Annotated in this window: 16 protein-coding genes; all 16 read right to left on the reverse strand. The window is 47.4% G+C overall.

All coding sequences use genetic code 11. The annotated features are described in order from the left end of the window. Positions 1–180 precede the first annotated feature (180 nt). Entirely contained in the window at positions 181–1527 is a 1347-nt protein-coding gene (locus tag PPM_RS22390; protein ID WP_013373108.1) for a GH1 family beta-glucosidase, read from the reverse strand. After that, a complete protein-coding gene (locus PPM_RS22395; protein WP_013373109.1) occupies positions 1524–3998 on the reverse strand; it encodes a glycosyl hydrolase family 95 catalytic domain-containing protein in 2475 nt (824 codons plus the stop codon). The genes PPM_RS22390 and PPM_RS22395 overlap by 4 nt, the downstream gene beginning before the upstream one ends. A 104-nt stretch (positions 3999–4102) precedes the next feature. After that, positions 4103–5797, reverse strand: a complete 1695-nt coding sequence (locus tag PPM_RS22400) for an ABC transporter substrate-binding protein (RefSeq protein WP_013373110.1) — start codon at positions 5795–5797, stop codon at positions 4103–4105. A gap of 62 nt (positions 5798–5859) precedes the next feature. After that, a complete protein-coding gene (locus tag PPM_RS22405; RefSeq protein WP_013373111.1) occupies positions 5860–6762 on the reverse strand; it encodes a carbohydrate ABC transporter permease in 903 nt (300 codons plus the stop codon). Positions 6763–6777: 15 nt separating this feature from the next. Then, positions 6778–7791 (reverse strand): ABC transporter permease, encoded by a 1014-nt coding sequence (locus PPM_RS22410; protein WP_013373112.1) that lies wholly within the window; start codon positions 7789–7791, stop codon positions 6778–6780. A 444-nt stretch (positions 7792–8235) separates the two neighbouring features. Beyond that, positions 8236–8652, reverse strand: a complete 417-nt coding sequence (locus PPM_RS22415) for a cupredoxin domain-containing protein (protein WP_013373114.1) — start codon at positions 8650–8652, stop codon at positions 8236–8238. Between the two features lie 145 nt (positions 8653–8797). Then, positions 8798–10594 carry a thiol reductant ABC exporter subunit CydC gene (cydC, locus tag PPM_RS22420; protein WP_013373115.1) on the reverse strand — a complete coding sequence of 599 codons (1797 nt, stop codon included), beginning with the start codon at positions 10592–10594 and terminating at the stop codon, positions 8798–8800. Beyond that, complete coding sequence (cydD, locus tag PPM_RS22425; protein WP_013373116.1) at positions 10575–12329, reverse strand: thiol reductant ABC exporter subunit CydD; 1755 nt, start codon at positions 12327–12329, stop codon at positions 10575–10577. Before cydD ends, cydC begins: the two co-directional genes overlap by 20 nt. Next, a complete protein-coding gene (gene cydB, locus PPM_RS22430; RefSeq protein ID WP_013373117.1) occupies positions 12329–13342 on the reverse strand; it encodes a cytochrome d ubiquinol oxidase subunit II in 1014 nt (337 codons plus the stop codon). Before cydB ends, cydD begins: the two co-directional genes overlap by 1 nt. Then, positions 13329–14735, reverse strand: a complete 1407-nt coding sequence (locus tag PPM_RS22435) for a cytochrome ubiquinol oxidase subunit I (protein WP_013373118.1) — start codon at positions 14733–14735, stop codon at positions 13329–13331. The genes cydB and PPM_RS22435 overlap by 14 nt, the downstream gene beginning before the upstream one ends. A 401-nt stretch (positions 14736–15136) precedes the next feature. After that, positions 15137–16786, reverse strand: coding sequence for a response regulator transcription factor (locus PPM_RS22440; RefSeq protein WP_013373119.1), 1650 nt, complete (start codon positions 16784–16786; stop codon positions 15137–15139). Further along, a complete protein-coding gene (locus tag PPM_RS22445) occupies positions 16779–18569 on the reverse strand; it encodes a cache domain-containing sensor histidine kinase (RefSeq protein WP_013373120.1) in 1791 nt (596 codons plus the stop codon). Before PPM_RS22445 ends, PPM_RS22440 begins: the two co-directional genes overlap by 8 nt. 125 nt (positions 18570–18694) lie before the next feature. Further along, positions 18695–19276: a peptide deformylase gene (def, locus tag PPM_RS22450; RefSeq protein ID WP_016324730.1), complete on the reverse strand. Its 582-nt coding sequence runs from the start codon at positions 19274–19276 to the stop codon at positions 18695–18697. 287 nt (positions 19277–19563) lie between these two features. Next, positions 19564–20538, reverse strand: a complete 975-nt coding sequence (locus PPM_RS22455; protein WP_013373122.1) for a polysaccharide pyruvyl transferase family protein — start codon at positions 20536–20538, stop codon at positions 19564–19566. Further along, positions 20513–21892: a lipopolysaccharide biosynthesis protein gene (locus PPM_RS22460; RefSeq protein WP_013373123.1), complete on the reverse strand. Its 1380-nt coding sequence runs from the start codon at positions 21890–21892 to the stop codon at positions 20513–20515. The genes PPM_RS22455 and PPM_RS22460 overlap by 26 nt, the downstream gene beginning before the upstream one ends. Positions 21893–21965: 73 nt before the next feature. Beyond that, a complete protein-coding gene (locus tag PPM_RS22465; protein WP_013373124.1) occupies positions 21966–22919 on the reverse strand; it encodes a glycosyltransferase family 2 protein in 954 nt (317 codons plus the stop codon). Positions 22920–22953 lie beyond the last annotated feature (34 nt).

Below are 22953 nucleotides of genomic sequence, written 5' to 3' on the forward strand. Positions count from 1 at the left end.
CCTCGCCAGGTATTTTTTTCAGTATGCACATTTTTTATTTTATTATTCCTGCCGGTCTCTACATACTAGAACCATCTGTAATTCATCTTGGCTATTATTACCCCAGAGGACCTCCTATTTAAACAAACGGGAGCGGAGGCAGACCTAAATTTGCTTTATATTCAGATCATTTCTCTTGATTTAACGTCTAGTCTCCAACCAGTTATTACTTACTACATTTCGATACCAATAGTAACTTTCCTTGGGGGTACGGACTTGTGTGCGAAAATCGACATGAATCATGCCAAATCTCATATTATATCCCTCTGCCCACTCAAAATTGTCCATAAGTGACCAGGCCATATACCCTTTAACATGAAGGCCGTCATGAATTGCCCGGTGTACCTGCACCAAATGCTGCTGCATGTACGAAATTCGACGGTCATCCTGCACCTTTCCGTTTACGACTTCATCATTGATACAAGCCCCGTTCTCTGTGATGTATATATCGATGTTACCGTATTTTTGCAAATAATGTAGTACCTCATACAGCCCGCGTGACTCCACCGGCCAGCCGATATCCGTTACAGGTAGTCCCATATTGATTTCTTCAGATTGAAGAAATCCTGCTTCCGGATTAAAGCGATTAACCGACATACTATAATAATTGATACCGATCATATCTATAGGTTCACCGATAATGTCCATATCTCCATCTTGTATAGGTACGGTGGCTCCCTGCTCCGCAAACCAGTCTACCAAAAACTGAGGATACGAGCCTTGATAAATAGGCTGGAGAAACCAGTCACTATGCAGAGAAATCGTGCGCGCACAAGCCGCTTTATCTTCCTCAGAGGTGCTGTAAGGAACAGCCCAGGAGACATTGGGAGCGATACCAATCTGGCCACTGGTGCCTAGCTCGCGGAATCGGCGTACAGATAGGCCATGCGCGACCAGCAGATGATGTCCTACATCAATCGCTGTCTGGAGATTCGTCAAACCCGGAGCATGAACTCCTAACATATTGGATAAAAAAGCGATGCACCAAGGTTCATTGAATGTGAGCCAATGGTGTATCTTACCGTGAAACTCGCGGAACATCGTTTCTGCAAAGTGGACAAATGCCTGAATTGTACGACGATTTCCCCATCCTCCCGCATCCTGTAGCGCCTGAGGCAAATCCCAGTGATACAGTGTACAAAACGGCTCAATCCCCTTGTCGTTCAACAAATCAACAACGCGATGATAATAGTTCAATCCTTCTTGATTGACTTCACCGTCACCATTCGGGAATATACGCGGCCAGGACACCGAGAACCGATATGTACGAATGCCCAGTTCCTTCATGAGACGGATATCTTCTTCGTAGCGATGATAGCTATCACAAGCTACATTCCCGTTATCCCCGTTAAACACTTTACCAGGCGTATGGGCAAAGGTATCCCAGATCGACAACCCTCTCCCATCCTCCTGATATGCCCCCTCGATTTGGTAGGCGGCTGTTGCGGTACCCCACATAAAGTCCTGCGGAAATTGAAAAATAGTCATTGTGTCTCTCCCTCTCCCTCAATTATAATCGTATGTTCATTCGTTTTTTCCTGCTTTTTGGTAAAAATCCATGACAAAATAAATCCTCCGTGCTTGGGATCAGGCTGAGCCTGACGAGCATCTGCGCTAAACGGGTGTGCACTGCGAATCGTGCAGCTTCCCGTCTGGACAGATGCGGTAAGCTCCGCACGGACGAGCCTTGAACCGGACCACTCCATGCTGACCGTAATCCCGCCACACCCTTTCAAGCCGCTGACCCTTCCCTCCGGCCATGCCGATGGCAGGGCAGGCAATAGCGTCAGCTCACCCAGGCGGCTTTGCAGCAGCATTTCTGCGATGCCTGCCGTCGCACCAAAGTTACCGTCGATCTGAAAAGGCGGGTGAGCGTCGAATAAATTAGGGTAGGTCGATCGCGACAGCAACGTGCGAACATACCGATGCGCAGTGTCGCCATCTTCCAGCCGGGCGTACAGGTTAATCAACCAGGCACAGCTCCACCCGGTATGCCCGCCACCATGATCGAGTCGGCGGCGTAACGATATGCGGGCCGCCTCAGCCAGCTCCGGAGTATCGCGGATATGGATCTGTCGGCCGGGATAAACCCCGTAAAGATGCGAAACATGTCGATGACCAGGCTCCGCTTCCTCAAAATCGACCAACCATTCTTGTAACTGACCGTGACGGCCGATTTGATAGGGGACTAATCGTTCCCGTGTCTCTTCGCAGCGCTTGCGGAATTCATCGTCTAATTCCAGCAGGTCTGCGGCTTGAATACAGTTGCTTAATAGCTCCCGAATCAGCGTCATGTCCATCGTGGAGCCCATGGATATACTGCAATCCTCGCCGCCGGGAGTGATGAATTTATTTTCAGGTGATGTGGATGGGGACGTTGCGAGCCGACCATCCGGGCCCTCCGCGAGCCAGTCCAGGCAAAAGGCCGCCGCCCCCTTCATAAGCGGATAAGCCTGTTCTGCCAAATAGGTTGTATCCAAGGTGAACAGATAACGTTCCCATAGGTGAGCAGTCAGCCATACACCTCCAAGCGGCCAAAATGCCCAACTGGCATGGCCAGCCGACGGTCCGGCGTATCTCCATACATCTATATTGTGGTGTGCTGTCCATCCTTGAGCTCCATAATGGATGGAAGCAACCCTGCGCCCCGTACGGCTGACTTCTCCAATCATGTGCAGTAATGGCTCATGGCACTCGGCAAGATTACACACCTCTGCGGGCCAATAGTTCATCTGTGTATTAATATTGGTTGTATAGTTACTGTTCCAAGGCGGCTGTACCCGGTCATTCCAGATGCCCTGAAGATTGGCGGGCTGACTGCCCGGACGTGAACTGCCCATTAGCAAATAACGTCCATATTGGAATAACAGCACTTCCAGTCCCCGGTCTGCCTGACCTTTCTGATAGCGTTCTAATCGCAGATCCGTCGGGAGAACGGACTCGTCAGTTAGCGTGTCACTTCCCAGTTCTAATGCAACACGGTCAAACAGCTTCCGGTGATCCTGCTCATGGCGTTGCCGCACCTGCTCACTTCCTAGCGAAATCGCTCCGTCTAGAATGACCTTGCATGCTTCTGCCGACTCTGTTGCATCACTATTCGGCATAGCCTGAAATCCCCGAAATCCGGTAGCCGCTGCCAAATACACCGTGATTTTATCCGCGTCCGAGATGATCAACGCTCCGTCATCCCTCGTCGTCAAGGTTCCTCCCTCGGGAATAACCCTCGCCTGAACTGCAAAAGCCATCCCCAAATCATTTTCGTAAACGACAGACTGTGGATGATCACCGTGATAATTAGATTCCACATGACTGGGCGCTCGTCCAGTCAACGTAATAAAGTCCCTGGTCGGTTCCTCGGATGGATCGTTATCGCTAGCCCATTGGGAGGAATCAGAAAAATGCACATCCTCTCCAGCTTCATCATCACAAGAATGGGGTGTGGTCATGCGCACAGATGCATGGATTTTCCCGACCTTATTCGCAGTCAGTGACACCATAATGACCCCATCGGGTGCACTGGCGATAACTTTACGGGTATAGCGGACTCCATCACTCTGAAAAGTGACCGCTGCCGTTCCGGTCTGCATATCCAGTTCCCGTTCATAATGCGCAATCTCCCCTAGGTTCTCCTGCGTAATCCACAAATCTCCCAAAGGCTGGTAGGCTTCTGTATCGCGGCCCAGCATGTTTGAAGTAATCAGTTGTTCGGCTTCTTTGTATTTTCCATCTGCAATCAGCTTTCTGGCAGGTTCTAAATATCGCAATGCATCATACTGAACGCCATCCCTGGGGAATCCGGACCAGAGCGTATCCTCGTTTAATTGCAAATGCTCCTCCCTGATTCCGCCAAATACCATAGCTCCCAGCCGTCCATTGCCGACTGGCAATGCTTCTTCCCATACCTCAGCAGGCTGGCGATACCATAACCGCAGGGACTGTGGTCTTTCGCTTTTCGTCACGACAAACCCTCCCTCATCAGGGGCAGACAAAGCGCTGCTACAAATTGGCCCTAGCGTATGCGCTCTGTCACTCCGAGATTTCAAAGTTTGGATAAATGGACTTACTATTTGGACGCTTTCCCACTCCATAACTCCACTCTGTCCTTCACCAGTTGCGTATATTGCTGTTCCATTTGGACAGCTCCGGCGGCATCCAGTTCTTTAATCATGTTGTCGTATATCGTATCAAAATTGGAAGCTGGTGCTAATATCGCTTCCGGTATCCGTTTGCGGATAATGTCTGTCGTTTTTTTGAATGTAACGTTATAGTTGGATTCATTGTCTGTCGTTATGTTATAGGCCGCGCCCCAAGGCTTCACATCAAATTCTTCTTTGTCTGGAAACAGTTCCTTCCACGTTTTTACGCCATACGCTTTAAGTGATTCTTTCTCCGGCTTCGAATAAGCTGCGATAATTTGTTCCGGGAATTTGGCAGTGTAGTAGTTCCCCGTAGGGTCTTTCACTCCGTCACCATAGTGTCCGCTCATTAATGTGTACAAGTCTATTCCAGTGGATTTATTGAAGCTGGTTGTATTGTTCGTTTTTTGATCTAGCACATCCGGAGGAATGACGCGTTTGCCGTCTTTGATTTCATAATGCTTACCCTCGATTCCCCAGTTCACTAGCACCTGTCCTTCATCAGAAGCTAAATAATCCAGGAATTTAATAGCCCGCACCGGGTCCTTGCAACTTTCCGTAATACCTACACCATAACCGGACGCAAAGCCTGTATCCTGAAAGGAACGATCCTTATATTCCTCCGAAAGTGTAACTGGAAAATGTGCATAGCTGGCATCAGACTTACCTGAAGCTTTTAATGCATTTTCGGCATCCTGATAACCCCACTCTTGGTCGATCAGACCCAGGACACGGCCGCTGGCAATTTTGGATTTGTATTGGTCACTTTTTTGTACAAACGAATCTTTATCGAGCAGCCCTTCATTGTACATGTGGTTCAACCAACGGAAATATTCCTTTTCTTCCGGACGTTTGTAATGAAGCTTGGCTTCAAATGTTTTGGGATCAATAAAATATTCACCATCATCCGGCGCTCCAGTCGTCTGGAAGGCAGGGTTCGTTACGGTAATCATAATTCTCCAGTCGTCCGCATCCAGCGTGAGAGGGATCGTTTTTTTGCCATTGATCGTCGGATGCTTGGCTGTATAGGTTTTGAGTACGTTTTCAAAATCCTGTAAGGTTCTTACCTTGGGATATCCCAGCTCCTTAAGCACCTTATGCTGAATTTCAAATCCTCCCGTCGCATCAAAACTCTCCTGTCCAACACCTGCATACGTAGGAATAACATAGATAGCTTGATCTTTATTGCTGTATTTCAGCCGATCCATATAGGGACCGTAGAGCTTTTTGAGGTTAGGCGCGTGATCGTTAATCAGATCAGTCAGATCAATCATGGCCCCGGCATCCACAAGCTTGTTAATATTTGCTTTAGGAGAGACCAGGTCTGGGTATTCACCACTTGCTGCCATCAAAGCAATTCGGTCATCTCCACCTCCGCCGCTGACATCAAATTCCGCATTCAAAGTTACACCTGTTTTCTTGGTGATTTCCTTGCCTATTTCATCTTTCATTCCATTCCATTGCGGGCTTGTATCTGCTCCGAAGAAGCTAAACGTAATCGGATCTGTGCCGCTGGATGAGCCTTCCTTCGCTGCTTTATCGCTTCCACCGCAACCTGCGAGTGCTGCAAGAGATACGGCGAGCAAGGGAATCAGTGCAAATCTGGACCAGTGTTTTTTCATGTTCAAGACCTCCTGCATTTGTAGGATTTTACCGTTGTGAATGGACTGTAACGATTTGATTGTTATGATTTAACAGCTCCCAGTGTCATACCGCCTACAAAATACTTTTGTAGGAATGGATATACGAGCAAAATAGGAAGCGTGACGGTAATCGTGATTGCCATTTTAATCGACTCTGGCGAAATTTGAGCCATTTGCTTAGCCATATCGTTGTTATTCGCCATATTGGCGCCGCCTTGCTGCGTACTTTGCAGTATCTTCATCAGCTCAAATTGCAGCGTTGTCCATTGTGCGGCGGTTCCGTTGTACAAGTACGTATCAAACCATGCGTTCCATTGATTTACCGCTAAAAAAAGAGCAATTGTCGCCAGTACAGGCTTGCACAGCGGTAGAATAACCTTCCAATATATTGTAAAGTCATTTGCTCCATCCAGCTTGGCAGACTCCTGTAACGCATATGGCAAACCATCCATAAAGGAACGAATGACAAAAACGTTAAATGCGCTGATCAGCCCCGGAAAAATATACACCCAGAACGAGCCCAGCAAATGCAAATCACGCATCAAAATAAACACAGGCACCATCCCGCCGGAAAAATACATCGTCAACGCCAGAAACGTGGATATGAACTTGCGCGCGCGGAAATCGACCCGACTCAGCGTAAATGCAAGCATAGAAGCACAGATGAGTCCCAGCAGTGTTCCAACCACTGTACGTAAAATGGATACCTGCAGACCCCGAAGCAGGCCATCGTATTGGAAAATCGTTTTGTAATTTTCGAGTGTAAACTGGCGCGGCCATATATAAATACCGCCACGCACCGTATCCGTCGAATTGTTCAGGGAAATTGCCAGTACGTTCAGAAACGGGTACAGCGTCAACACCACGATCAGAGCCATGAGGATATAGTTGAACAAGTCAAACAGCTTTTCTGACCGTGTAGCGTTAAATGCCTTATTCGTCATTTCGCTTCTCCCTCCCTACATGATGCTTTCTTTGGTCAGTTTTTTGAATATACCGTTCGCTGTAAACAACAATAGAATGCTAACCAGCGAGTTGAAAATGCCTATTGCCGTCCCGTAAGAGAAACGGCCCAGATTAATCCCGTAATTCAGTGCATACAAATCCAGCACTTCCGAATAATCCGTTACGAGACTGTTGCCAAGTAAGAACTGCTTTTCAAAACCATTGCTGACCAGATGCCCAATCGCCATAATAAACAGAATGGCGATTGTCGAGCGGATACCCGGCAGTGTAATATGCCACATCTGTCTCCAGCGGCTGGCCCCATCCACACGCGATGCTTCATACTGTTCCTGGTCAATTCCTGTGATGGCGGCTAAATAAATAATCGTATTCCAACCCGTCTCTTTCCATATGTCGGAAGCGGTTACAATGTACCAAAACCAACTCCCCTTGGCCATGAACTGAATCGGTTCATCCACAATATGAAGCGCTACCAATATATCGTTAACAATCCCTCCGTCAATGGACAGCATTTTCGTCACCAATCCGGCCACAACTACCCAGGATACAAAATGCGGGAGGTAGGATACTGTCTGCACAACTCGCTTGAACAGCATACCACGCAACTCATTTAGCAGAATTGCAAAAAAGATCGGTACAACAAAACCAAAAACAATACCCATCAGGCTCATCGCCAGCGTATTGCGTAATACCAGATAAAAACGTTCATCCTGAAAAAGCTCAATAAAGTTGTCCAACCCTACCCACTTTTGATCCCAAAACGATTTGGCTGGCTTATAATTTTGAAACGCCATTGTCCAGCCCCATAGTGGAAAATAACTGAAAACAAACACCCATATGACGAAAGGAATGGACATAAAGTAAAGATACTTTTGCTGTTTCACGCTGTTCCACAGGCCTTTTTCACCGCGTTCGGGCTTCGATCCGCGAGCCTTACGCGGTCTTCCACGATTGGATTCAGGAATCGTAGTATCAGCGCTGGAAGCGGTTTCAGTTGAAGATCCCATAACAAGCTCCTCCTCATCTCTAGATACTATTATCATACTTTGCTGGCTCAGAAGCGGGTACCCGACGAATTAGGAGAAAAATCAGTTCAAAATTAGATATATGGGGAGTGGATTAAGATTTACATTGAAGCCACTACGCATGCGGATGGTGCTTCCCATCGCTGTTGTCCCCGGATTTCTTGGATAAGCAGACAAAGGTTGAAATCCGGGGACAAAGGCGACCGCTATCGCTTGTACAGCACCATTCCGCCTGCTCCGTTCTCATGTAAATTCCCTGAGAGAAGAAAAAACAAAAGATTAGCTAATGTAAGCTGATCAGAGGTAAAGGATAGTGCATATTGCACCACAGCTGGATGATGATATATATACACATACTGTCCCAATTCACCTAGTTAAAAGAAAAAAAGCTTTCTGGCATCAATGTGCCAGAAAGCTTTTTTTGATTTATTTTACTGTGATCGTCCCGTAGTACATGTACATGCCACAATTATACTCATATATGCCCGGTTTCAAGTCCTGGACGGTAAAATAATTATTTTCGTGATCCAGGTAAACGTCCATTCCGATCTTCAACGACTGTACTTCATCAATGCAAGTAAAAGACGTCATTTTCTTGAAATTGATCTTGGTTGGAACGCCGGCTTTCACTTCAATATTTTTAGGATAGAAACCATCCCCTTTTACACCCACTGTCACAATCTCGTATTTGGCTTCATCTGGCTCTTCCTGAGCTTGTTTAGGTTGAACGGCCGGAAACGACGACACGCTCCCCTGAAAATAAAACAAGACAAACCCGCCCATGATCAGGGCTACAAAACCAATCAGCATCAAATGCCAATGTTTAGAGATGAGTGTTTTCATTTCTATCAGCCCCCTCCAGTTGAATGTCTACATGAGCATGTGACGCATCAACTCTAACCAGTATATAAAAGTTAATCGAAATTTTAAATACCTTGTTTCAAAGCTTCTAGCAGATGAATCATATTATCCGACACGGTGATCATCACTAAATTTCCAGACCCGGATGATCCAGCTTATACAGATTACGGTACCGGGCATGATCGCGCCAAAGCTCATCATGACTGCCTCGCATGGAGATGGTGCCTTGTTCCATAAAGATCACCTCGTCCATATGCTTCATCCCCGTGAGATGATGAGTGATCCAGATCAATGTTTTGCCTTTCAGTACGCGAAACATCGTCTGCATAAGTTCATGCTCCGTCAGTGGATCAAGCCCCACTGTCGGCTCATCCAGCAAAACAATCGGATGGTTCTGTAGCAAAATCCGCGCCAGTGCAATGCGCTGTCTTTCTCCACCGGAAAAGCGAAGGCCCGTCTCCTGCATTCTTGTATCGTAACCCTCTGGTAAAGAATCAATCAGGGCTCCAAGCCCTACCTGCTCCGTCACTGCACGAACCTCATCCAGTGAAGCGTCGGGTCGTCCTAAACGAATGTTGTTGGCTACCGTCGTATCAAACAAATACGGTTGCTGGTTTAGCACCGCAAACAGACTGGAGTATGCTCCACCTGTAAATACGGGTACCCCTGCGACAGTGACGCTCCCTTCATCAGGTTGCAATGCTCCCTGAATCAGATTCAGCAGCGTAGACTTGCCCGCACCACTGCGGCCAAGCAATGCAACCTTCCCCCCCTGGGGTACGTGTAGGGAGATATTACGCACACTCCATTCCTGCGTTGCCGCATAGCAGTAGCTTACGTTGTTCAGCAGCAGGTCTCCCCCGTGGCTTAATCGCTGAGCTGTAGCCTGTTCTTCTTTAGTATCTGCTGCATCGTCTGCTGCTTGTCCTGCATCTGATCGTGCTGCAAGTGCAGATGTATCTTTCTCGGAATCCTTTAGCCGTCGAAGTGAATCCTGATACTCCGGCGCATGAACCACCGCTTCTCCAGCGCGAACGAAGGCATCCAGCAACGGAAAAGTTACTAGAGCAAAGGATGCCAGCCATGTGGCTTCAATGCGATTCTGTGCTACCAGCCCTCCGGCCCACACAGTCATAATTACAATTCCGCCGCCTACAAGGCATTGTGCGATCCAATGAGAACGCCACTCGTTCCGACGAAGTGAATTTTCCACCATGGCAGCCCTCTTGTGCCGTTGTGTAAAGGTGCTAAGGAAATGCCCAGTCCGTCCACTCAGCACCAGATCACTCATGCCGAACAAAGCATCCGTCAGTTCCTGATAGGCTTTACTCCGTTCCTGCTTGAACGTACGCCGTTTGGCGAGTGAGGTCCCAAGTGAGATAGCCGGGGCGATGAACAGCAAAAATCCCCCATATAGCGCCATCAGCAAGGCAAATGTTCCGTCCATCCAGCCAAGCGCCAAGATGCCTGCTGCATAAATCAGCAAAGCCGATAACGCAGGCAGAACCAGCTTCAGATAGATATTTTGAAGCTGCTCAATGTCCTCCGCCAGCAATCCCAATAGATCCCCTGTACGAAATTTGCTGCGAATCATCAGCGCCTGCGGTTCCACTGCCCGATACAAGCGTACCCGCATACGAGACACAAGGCGCAGCGCAGCATCATGGCCTACCAAGCGTTCCAGATACTGAATGACGGCTTTACTAAAACCAAACGTTCGCACAAGCACAATGGGCACATACACCATTAATATATTTTCAGGCTTTAAGGCCGAACGAGTAATCAGATGGCCGGACGTAAAGAGCAGCGCGCCTGCACACCCAATGGACAGCGCACCCAAAAGAGCTGCTGCTAGAAAGGCCCAAAAATAGTGTTTCAGATAAGGCAAAAACCAGCCTTGGCTACTATTGTCCGTTGCTCTCATATCGTCCGTCCCCTCCTTCCGACATTCCCGTCAGCAATCGGTAATATTCTCCCTTTTGGGCAACTAGTTGCTGATGGGAACCTACCTCTTCCAGACGGCCTTGATTCATCATCCAGACACAGTCCATATCCGGCATCCAATGCAGCCGATGGGTGGCAAGAAACATTCTTTTGTGTTTCAATACGGACAAAATGGTCTGTTTTAACTCCCATTCTGTCTCAATATCCAAATGTGCCGTAGGCTCGTCCAATAAAATGATCGGACGGTTACTAAGCAAAGCCCGCGCCAAGGCAATCCGCTGCGCCTGCCCTCCACTCAATGTCCGACCTGCTTCCCCAATAGGCTCATCCAATCCACCCGGAAGGCCATTCACCAGTTCACGCAGTCCAACCGCGTCAATCGCCCACTCTACCTGCTGGTTGGATGCTTCCGGTTCATAAAAGCGAATATTATCTGCCAAAGTAGCGCTAAACAGGTAAGGATGCTGTGGAATATAGGCAATATGCCGTTGCCATTCAGCTTTGGTATCCACAGATAATCGGCATCCATTAAGGATCAGCTCACCGGAAGTGGGGTCAGTAAAGCCGCCAAGCAGACTAAGCAATGTCGTCTTGCCTGCACCGCTCGCTCCGACGATGCCAATCATGTTCATGTGCGGTTCAGCACTTGCAGACACATGTTCAAGCCGGGCGGAGCCGTCTTCATTAAGAAAACACACATCGGACAGCTTGAGGATGTCCTGCCCCGTGATGTCTAATCCTTTATCATTAGCTGTCTTCGGCTCTATCGTTTCATCCTCTGCAACGAGAATGGAGCGTATCGCTCCCCAAGCCTCCTTACCGTCCAATGAGGCGTGATAGTCTGATCCCAACTGGCGTATAGGCATAAAATATTCCGGTGCCAGAATAAGCACCGCAAGCGCTGCCTCCAGTCCCACCGAACCACTAATCAGACGCAGCCCCAAGCCTACTGCTACAAAAGCGACCGACAGCATGCTGAAAAAATCGAGGGCAAATGAAGAAAGAAACGCTACCCGCAGCGTACGCATCGTTGCCGTACGGTATTGGTCGCTGACCTTCCCTACGGTTTCCCCATGCGCCCGACTGCGTCCCAAAAACCTTAGTGTCTGTAGGCCACGCAACGAATCCGTGAAGTGATGTGATAATAGACGATAGGAACGCCACTGCTTGTCTGCCTGCTTTCGCGCCGCCAAGCCGAGTAAAATAAAGAAGCACACCAAAATCGGCATCGTAGTCGTCAAAATCACACCTGAAATCATATCTAATGTGAAAACATACACAAGCACCAGTAAGGTTACAGCCATCATGTCTATTATACGAGGAATGGATATTTCCAAATAATTGCGAAACCGATCCACACCATCCAGCGCTAGCGTCACCAACTTGCCGCTTCCTTCCTGCGCTGCAAAACCCGGACCCCGCTCGAACAAACGCGCAAGCAGACGCTCCCGTAAGGAAGCGCCTGCTGCTTCGGCGAAACGACCGGCTGTCCGGCGTTGCAGCCAGATCATCGTATGCCTCACTGCAAAAGCCGCGAAAAACAACGCCAGCGATGGCCAAGCCATTACCAGCGGATTTTTATTAAACAAAACCGTTACAGCCTTTGCCAAAAAGATGGCTTGTGTAATTACCGCTGCTCCCTGGAGCAGGGAAAGGGCGGCCAGCAGCAGCATTACTGGCCGAATGCCCTTTAATTCAAACCAGGCTTTATCCATTAGTATTCCAGATGATCCTTCTCACTGAGACGCTTATGGAAAACAAAATAGCTCCACGCCTGATAAGCCAACACAAAGGGTAAAAGCGTTGCTGCAACAATCGTCATGGCTTTCAGTGTGTAATGACTGGAGCTTGCATTATATATCGTCAAATCAAAAGCACTGTTGATCGAGCTCACCATAAATCTTGGGAACAAGCCAACGAATAACGAAACGAAGCTTAGCAAAATGATGACACCTGTCATTCCGAAAGCCCATCCTTCGCGGCGCTGCCTCAGGAAATACCATGTCAGCACATAGGCGAGAATTCCCACCGCAACCGCAACATACATAAAGGGACCGCGACGTACAAATAAATCCGTTGCAAAATATGTCCATACCACCATACCAGCAAGTAGAATTCCCAACACCGGAAGAAATTTGGACGCGATCACACGAGCACGATCCCTGACTTCACCAATCGTCCGCAGAGAAATGAACGTCAGCCCGTGCATGAGGCACATTCCGACCACTGTCAGTCCAATCCATACGGTGTATCCATTGAACACATCCAAAAATCCGGCTTTCAAATCCATGTTTTGCTGAATAGGTACACCTTTCACCAAAGCCGCAAAGGCCATACCAAACAGCATCGGCGGCAGGAAGCTGCCAATCAGAATGCAAGTATCCCACGTTCCTGTCCACCCTTTTCCTTCGGCCTTGCCACGGAACTCAAAGGAGACTCCTCGCAAGATCAAACCTAGCAAAATAAACACAAATACCAGATAATATCCGCTGAACATCGTTGCATAAAAATGCGGAAAGGCGGCAAACATCGCACCTGCTGCTGTAATCAGCCACACTTCGTTGGCATCCCAGAATGGACCAATCGTATTGATCATCAAACGTTTTTGTTGGTCATTACGCGGCACTAATCCTGTTGCCATCCCCACGCCAAAATCAAAGCCCTCTAGAAAAAAGAAGCCTGTAAACAACACTGCGATCAATAAGAACCATAAATCATTTAACGACAATGCTGTCACCTCCTTGAGCAAATGGATCATGAATGACTGTATGCTGATGCGGCTCAATATCTGGGCCTTTACGAGCGGTGCGAGCAAACAGGAATGCCAGTACACCCGTTAAAATGAGATACAGCGTCGTAAATGCAATCAGGGAGAACAGCACTTCTCCTGCTACAACGGTAGGTGAAACAGAATCTTTCGTTTGAAGCAAGCCAAACACAGTCCACGGCTGACGTCCCATTTCTGTCATGATCCAGCCTGCTGTATTCCCTATGAACGGGAGCGATATCCCCCACAGCATAAGGCGGAAGAACCAACGATGTGAGCCCTCCAATTTTTGTCGAAAACTCAGGTAAGCTCCGTACAGAGCAAGTGCAATCATGGCACATCCTGCCGCAATCATAATGCGGAAGCTCCAGAAGGTCGTACGGACAGGCGGAATATAATCACCTGGACCGTAGGTCTTTTCATACTGTGCTTGAAGTTCCTTCATACCAGGCACAGAGCCAGAAAACTTGCTATACGACAGAAAGCTCAGTGCAAACGGAACCTTAATCTCAAAGGTATTTTCCTGCTTATCAGGATCAATATTTGCAATAACCGTCCAAGGCGCCGGATCGCCGCTGTCTCCCCACAGAGCTTCACTGGCTGCCATCTTCATGGGCTGTGTTTTGATCAAATATTGAGCCTGTCCATGACCAAACAAAGGAATAGCAATGGCACAGATTAATGCAATAATAATGCTCAATTTAAAAGAAGGTTTAAAGAAGTCCATGTTCTTTTTATGCATTAGCTTCCAAGCACTAATCCCTGCTACGAGGAAAGCACCGGTTGCAATGGCAGCAAAAATGGTATGAGGATACTCCCACAAAAGCTGCTCGTTCGTTAACAAGGCAGCAAAATCCTGCATTTCTGCCCGACCATTTACAACCCCATATCCTACAGGACGTTGCATGAATGAATTGGCAGCCAAAATCCACAAAGCCGAGAGCATCGTACCGATCGCTACCAACCACATGCAAATTAAATGGACAGTTTTGGATAATCTTTCCCAGCCGAATACCCATAGACCGATAAAGGTCGATTCCAGGAAAAATGCGAGCAATGCTTCAATGGCTAGCGGTGTACCAAATACATCACCGACAAAACGAGAAAAGTCCGACCAATTCATTCCGAACTGGAACTCCTGCAAAATCCCGGTGACTACCCCTAGCGCAAAGTTAATCAGCAGAAATGTCCCCCAGAATTGAGCCATTTTTTTGTACAAGTCTTTTTTCTTGATAACATACATAGTCTCCATAATTGCCACCAACAATGACAATCCAATGGAGATCGGCACATAAACAAAATGAAGAATCGTAGTGGTTGCAAACTGCAACCGTGCCAAATCCAATACGTCCATGATGCTGCTCCTCCCCTGTACTTCACTTAACAATGATTTAATATTTGTGATCTGAAGTCTTTTGTGTTTGTGATTATATTCACACTATTACATATGAAACCGTCACTTTTTTAGGAAATGACCCACTCAGCTAACTTGCCATGGTTGCCATAACCGGGCTTCAGATTATCCCCATTATATAGAATAAATTTAAATGAAATAGAATCAAAAATGTGAACATCGTGTCAAAGTTGTGTCATAACGATGGCGTTTTTATGAAAATGCCTTAAAATCCATAATGAATGTGACATTTTCTATTGATCCATCCTTTTTCAACATATAAAAAAAGCCTCTCTTCATTCGAAGGACATACCTCCGACATCTGCAAGAGAGACTTCATAACGTTAAACCTAGGAAATCGATCAACAGCCATCTGTTCCTCCGTTTTTTTGGGTCTGATTACGGTAGGAGGAAGGTGACATACCAACATATTTTTTAAATTTACTATGAAAATAATCTGCATTCGCATATCCCACGCGGCCCGCCACTCGGTGCACCTTAATCCCCTGTGCAAGCAATTCCCTTGCTCGCTCAATCCTTACCTTATCCAGGTAGGCATTAAAGGCCTCGCCTGTATGACTTTTGAACAGTTTGCCCAAATACCCACTATTGTAATTGAACATATCCGCCAGTAACTCCAGTCGCAAATTTTCATCATAATGACCATGTATAAAGTCAATCATTTGCTTCATGATGATCTCCTTGCCACCCGTATCAGTCTGGCCAATCCACTGCAACACATGCTCGAGCGAGTGATCCACCAGCTCGCCCAATGTTGAATAAGCATATACATTGGTAATCAGGTTAGAGTGCTCCTCCAGCACGGTCCGGCTGTGTTCTTGTCCAGCTGCATACTTGTTCAGTGCCAGTGTGAATGTCTGAGCGAATGCCGCCTTGATTGCAGATTCTGTACGATAAATCTGTGGAAATTGGATTTCCATGTCCTTAATGACACGGGTCGCCGCTTTACCATTAGCCATATCCAGCGCATAGTACAGCTTTTCTGCATAACGCATGGGGTCATCCGAGGCCCTGTCAGACGCTTCATCCATTTCAGCATGGACTGTCTCCCATTCATGTAAGTCTTCGGGAAGCATGACTCTTTCTGCTCGGAACAAAAACGTACGCTCCAATAATCGTAACGCCTGCTCAAAAGATCTGGGGATATCGCTAAGAATGTCTACCGGAGCGCCAGCAGCCCCATAGATTTCATTTACCCAAGGCTTTAGTTCCTGTCGCCATGCAGCCAGCAACTGAACAGCATCTTGCTCCGTTTTTAACATGGCAGGAAGCAGTAGGCCCGTATATATTCCAGCCTCAAACACAATGCCTCTATCCTGATCACGACACAATTCCGCTAGCCGCTGCTTTGCTGCCAACTGCCGGGCTTGCCGATCCCAGTCAGGTATACGCAAATCCAGCAGAATCACCTGATAGCTACTCCAGTCCAATGCTGGTAACGCTGGCTGTTGTCCGTGCTTTCCAGCGCCGCTTTGGTGATCAGCTTGCTTGGATGCACGATGGCTGGGTTCTACAGCATCCCGAGGGTGCACTGCATGAACCGGAAACAACAGCGCTTCAATCCAATCGCGCTCATGCGGAGATGGACTCCCCCACTTTCCATCTCCCTTTTCATTCTCAATGCTTTGTCGTACTCGTTTCAGCTCTAACGTCATTTCTTCCTCATCAACCGGCTTCAACAGATAACCATCCACCCCGAATCCCATGGCTTGCCTAGCATAATTAAAGTCTGCATATCCGCTTAAAATGAGAAAGTGAAACGGCTCCCCATTCATTTGGCGTATGCTTTGTATAACCTCCAATCCACTCATCCCAGGCATACGAATATCTACAATGACCAGTTCCGGTCGATGCTCTCCGAACTTTTCCAGAGCCTCGCGTCCGTTCTCTGCCGTATCGACGATGCGAAAGCCACAATCCCCCCAGTCAATAATGGAAGACAGTCCTTCACGAATCGCAGGCTCATCATCTACAATCATCGCTTTATACATTCGACGCTTCCTCCCTTGGTATGGAAAAGTATACGGTTGTTCCTACCTGTAATGCGCTTTCAATATGCAGACCATAACGTTCACCATACATCAATGTCAGACGTTGATGAACATTACGCAGACCAATACTGCTCCCTTCCGGCTCCTCCGTACCCGTGATCCGAGCCAACAAACGGGTCAGTTGCTCTTCCTTCATGCCAATTCCATCATCAGCCACTTTAATGTGCAGTTCTCTTTGTTCTATTGTGATATCTACCTTCACGGTAACTGGCTCTTCCTTATTTTCTAGGCCATGAATAACTGCATTTTCCACTAGCGGTTGTATGATTAAGGGAGGAATCGACATGTCCTTCGCGCTTTCTTCCAAATTCACTTCATAGACCAAACGATTCCCAAACCTGAACTGCTGAATTTGCAAATAGGATCGCACCATATCCAGTTCCTGTAATACGGTTGTTTTACCACTGCCAATCTCCAGATTCCTGCGCATCAGCCTGCCAAGCAAACGGACCGTCGTTGCAATCTCCGCTTCCCCATTCAAATGTGCTTTCATTCGAATGGATTCTAACGCGTTAAACAGAAAATGCGGATTAATTTGGCTTGCCATCATTTTTAGCTTGATATCCTTTTGTGCCAATTCAAGCTTATTGTTATGCTCACTCGTCTCATAGACCTGTGCCATAAGCTGGCGGATACTACTTACCATGTAGTTGAAACGGCGCGATAAATCACCGATCTCGTCCCTTCCCTCCACACTGGATACTACATGAAAATCACCCGCAGCTACTTGACCCAGCTCATAGCTCAACCGCTGGAGCCGTTTGGTAATAAGCCAGGAAATGATGGTAATCAGAATCAGCGCCATGATGAGTACCGCTAGTACACATAATGCACCAATCAGGCTGACCCGGTTCGCCCCCTGCACGATATGTTCCGTGGAAAACACCGAAATAATTGTCAATCCGCTCACACTTGAGGTTGGCAGTAGCTCATCCACAATAATGTTCGAGGGCGTTCCGTTGATTTTTGCTTCATATATCCCCTTACCTGCACGCTGGACATCAAAGCCTAAATGTAAATCGGTCAACGTCTGACCTACCGACTGTGGATGGGTAGCTGCGACTACAATCCCGTTACGATCCGCAATCAATGTTTCAAAGGGCTCCTTGCTTAGCATATGATTCAACTCGGTCTGACTCAGTGCAATCATCAGAACTCCCTTGGAATTGTATTCGGGAAAAGGAATTTGCCGTACCAGGCTGAGGCGATTAACTGGGGTATCCTCCTTATCCTGAATGTAAAACCAGTTAATCGCCGTCCCCTTCAAAGCCTCCTGGAACCATGGCTGCCGCTCAATGTTAGAGTCCACAGGAATAAACTCCAGATTGTTGACCAACGTCGGATTGTACGAATAGAACCGGATAGTAGCAACCTCTCTATATTGTTGGGTGTACTCATTAAAATCCTTGTATTGATGGTACGCATTCATGAGCTCCACCATGCCGGGATAACGACGGTTCGCCATCTCCTTTAGCCTTTTATCGAACATCAGCCCATTTGAAATATCTGTTGGCACACGTAGTAAATTTGCTGTCTGGCTCTTAATCTTTTCCACATTATTTACCGTCTGGGCAATCGCACTGTCCAGTGCCTGCTCTCGCAAATAAAAAGTAACACAGCCGCCCACCACCAGCACCGGGATCATGACAATCAGTACGTAGGAGAACAGCAGCTTATTCCGCATACGCATATTATTCATCAGATGCCGGACTCCACGATACATGCCATCCCTCCCGCGAAATAAGCGCTTACATGTTTTCAGTTTAAAGCTTCACAACATTTATATCCATATTTTCTTGCAAAATAAAAAGGTGGTGAACAGAGTCACCACACTTTACAGATCACGAACTATTTACGTACAAAAGGTTCGATATGCACTCCCTGTGGTAGCTTATGCGGATCTTCTGGGTTGATACGGTCATAGAACATAATGCCATCCAGATGGTCCATTTCATGCTGTACAACAATCGCTGCATAACCCTTAAACGTTAACAGCTCCTGAGTTCCGTCCGGCAAATTGGCCTTGATGCGAATCTTCTCGTAACGCGGTACATATCCGGGTATATACCGATCTACAGACAAGCATCCCTCCCCCTGTTCCAAGTAAATCATGGATGTAGAGTGGCTGACCAGCTTCGGATTAAACAGGGCGTATTCTACCGTTTGGTCTCCGTCCTCATAATAAATAGCACACATTCTTTTATTTAACCCAACCTGGTTGGCGGATAGTCCTACACCCGGGCGCAGCTCATAGCGGGTGGCCAGCTCTTCATTTTGGCTATTTTTCAGATAATCCAGCATCCATTGCATCTGTTGAAGATCCTCTTCAGACAGCGGCAGACATACCGGATCAACCTTTTTGCGCAAAATCGGTTCCCCTTCACGCACGATATCCTTCGTGAGAAGCATGTCCATCGATTGATTGCTCATTCGTCAGCCTCGATTCATTTAAATAAATATACGATCATGTGATGTACAGCAAAAGCTGGAGAATTCCGCGCTTTTCTGCAAGTTTTATCCCATAAATTATATCTATTCATGAAATGAATTGTCAAAATAGAGCGAAAATATCCTCTCTTATAGATTAAATCATTTAAATATTCATTGCGTTAATTGTTTATCTAATTAAATTATACTTATGCCCTTTGTAGTACTGAACCAAAAACCTCCTAAACCAATGAACTGTTCAGGAGGTCTTTAACTAGCTTTTCTTACGATTAAGACGGCTGCTCTAATGCTTCAGGTGTTTCACTGAACAGCTTTGCCTTCGGATTCGGCTGTGTCCAGGTATTATAATATTGCGAATTCTTGCCGTAAGAATTGTCAATGACAATATGCGGCATATCAAGCAGGCAGGCCAGAATGTGACCGTGCAGCCGTGAAGTGCGAACCTCGCGATAAGAACTGAACAGCATAACCGCCTTGTTCATGAGATGGTCGGTGTACTTGTACCAGAATGTACGGGTAGGCAACGGGCCACCAATTTTCTTATTCAGACGGTAAAACTTTTGGAAATAGACGATCCCCTTCACTTCCAGCGGAGTGAATAAAGTATCCCAGTCCAGACGGTGAGAGGCATCAGCCTCGTCATCGAATTTCTTTTGCCCCCCCACCGTTTCAATATCCGTACGCAGGAAGTACAGTACATCCTTAACGGTTTCCGTAGTTGGCTTTAATGGCCAAAGCTGGTGCGCCATATCAGGACATAATGTGATGTTGCACTGGTTCAGCTTATCCTTAGCCCACTGATAAGAGCGTGTATCCCGCACAAACATATGTAGATCCGGGTGAGCATTAAACAGGGCAGCCACCTCATTAGCCTTCTGTTCAGACTGGAAGTGGATCGTCTGCGGCATGATTACAATTCGGTGGTTAGGGAAATCACGAACGATGCGTTCTCGCAAATTTTGGTGATTTGAATATAAGTCGCCAAAGTTGCCACCACCGTGGCATACGATAATCCAGTCGCCCGGAATATGAAGCTGATCGGGAATATCCATGGCGCTATAACGGGCACGGACACGAATATCATTATCCTTAAAGAACGCTTCGGTGCCTTTCATGATCAGTACATCCCCACCGTTATTATAGACGGGATAATCGACATAAATAATATTCGAACCTTGAGGGACTACGTCGAGAATGACGCTTAGCTTATTTTTTAGTTTAGCCATGGGATGCGAATTCGGCATCTTTCAGTTCTCCCTTCCTGCGCTTCTTTTGTATAGTCTGCAAGACAAATGTAATATCACTTTTATCAAAAATGATCCGGGATAGCGGAACATTGAAAAACATGGGGAACGAGAACAGCGAGAACGCCAACCGTACACAAGCACCTACAAGCAAAGCAATAGCAATGCCGTCCAGACCGAAGATCGGTGTACAAATAAAAAACAGACCGACGGTGATCGCATAGGCTACAATTTGCCGGAACAGTACCAGTCCCGGACGACCGAGTGCGTTAAAGGCCGAAGCCAAAATCCATGAGCCACCACCAATAATACATTCCAGTGACAGCAGGTAGAACGTTAGCGATGCTTCCAGAAAAGCGGGACCGTACAGTAATCCCAGCATGTATCGTCCAATGAAGAGAGCCGGTACAATGACGATTAGCATCGCAGCCATAGAGATGCGAAAAGCACGACCCACCGTTTCGACAATTTTGCTGTGTTCCATCCCTGTCACCTTCGGGAAGGTTACATTAGTGACAGCATTTTGCACCACATTGAACACACGGGACAAGGCGTAGACAACAGAGTACAGACCGAACGCTTTGGGCGACAGCAGCGCCACAATGACGATTTTGTCCGTTTGTGTGGACAGCGTCCCCATCAACTCCATCCCATACACCCGCGCTCCATAGCTATAATAAGGGCGCAGCACTTGGCGGCTGGTCAACGGACGAAATGCGCGCAAATTCATATGCTTGCGCAAACGGAGGAACGCCCACATGAGCGCAAGGAAACTCGCAGCAAAATTCACTGCCCCCGCCAGTTGCACATTGAGTAAGCCCATCAGCCACAGGGTCACTAGACCGATGAAATTCAGTAACGGATAGTAAAACAACAGGCCGTTATATACGCTAAATCGATCCAGTCCTTGCGATAATGCCGTCGTGAGTGCTGTAAGTACCGCTAGCGGTACTGCTGCCGCACAATAAATCTGCGACAGTTGGATGATGTCTGCACCATAGCCATTCAGCCACAACGGCATACATATCCAGGCCACCGCTCCCGCCAACAGACTGGCAGGCAACTGAATCCAGAGCGACAACGCCAGCAGTTCTTCCGTCGTGCCTGTTTTCTTCTTGAGGTTATAAATTAACGATGTTGGCAAGCCGAAGCTCAATACACTGCCGATCAGCGTAGGCCAGAACAGAACAGCCGCCAGTTCACCTTTCCCCTCTACTCCGAGCATACGTGCGGTCAGGATGGAAGTCAGGGTCGTGACGATTAGCACAAAAAAATTATTAAAGCTTGTGCGCATGATCGTTTTGGCGAGACTGTCACCCGTGAATACTTTCCTTGCTGCTGTCCATGTGCTCATGTTACGTCCAACTCCTGTTCCTTATTAAGCCTCTCGTCTCTATGCTCACATCGCGTCTTTTGACGCACCTCCATCAGCCCACCGTTTTTTTGGAATTGCGCTCAGAAAACTGTCCTCCGCTAACAGGCTCCTTCGTACTTGAGAAAATCTCTTTCAGTGCTCTTCTATAGCCTTGAATGGCTTTATGATTTTTTTTGGGTTTTTCCCTCAAAATCTGGTACAACGTCGTCCAATATAGTGCTGCATAACCGATCGGCCCAGCCCCCTCGTCACGTAGTAGATGAATATGATTCATCACCCGCATATAAGTAACCTGTTCCATATTGTCGCGCGAGGACGGCGATTCGTGATGAAGCAGCGTAAGCGCCGGATTAATATACAATGGACCGCTTTTCATGGCGATACGGGAAAGTAATAAATCCTCGCCGACGCTATAGCTTTGCAACCAAGGTACCGGCTCCAGACTTAGAATCGCATCACGGCGAAATGACATATTACAACCATGAAAAAACTGGGTCTTAAACGTCTTCTTGGCCTTATGCCAGTTGTACATCGAGCCGGACTGACCGCTGAGGGACAATCTTCCTTTGGACAAGGATTGCTGGAACGAAAGCAAGCAGCGAATCGTACCCATGAAACTGTTACTCATTCCCTTTGCTATGCCGCCAACACCAGCTGCTTGCGGATACGCCTCATAGGTGCGCATTAACTCATTCAAGTAGTTGCTTGGCAGCTCAACATCATCGTCAAGGAACAAAATGATGTCACCTTGGGCAAGCTCCACCGTCTTTACACGTGATAACCATAGTCCGGGTTGCTCCTTACGATGATATCGGTAGGCAATTCCCGCTCTGCCCAACTGACGCTCATAACGTTCCAGCACATGCTTTGGCAGTTTTCCGTCATCAATAATCCACAGCTCGGTTTCACATGCCTCTGGTGCTCCCCCCATGGCAATTGAATTGATGCATCGGGTCAGATCGTCAACCCGATTGCGGGTGCACAGAGCAATGGACAAGCTTAACATCATACTCCCCCTTTATCCTGTCAATGTGTATAAA

It is taken from the genome of Paenibacillus polymyxa M1 (assembly GCF_000237325.1).
Classification (GTDB): domain Bacteria; phylum Bacillota; class Bacilli; order Paenibacillales; family Paenibacillaceae; genus Paenibacillus; species Paenibacillus polymyxa_C.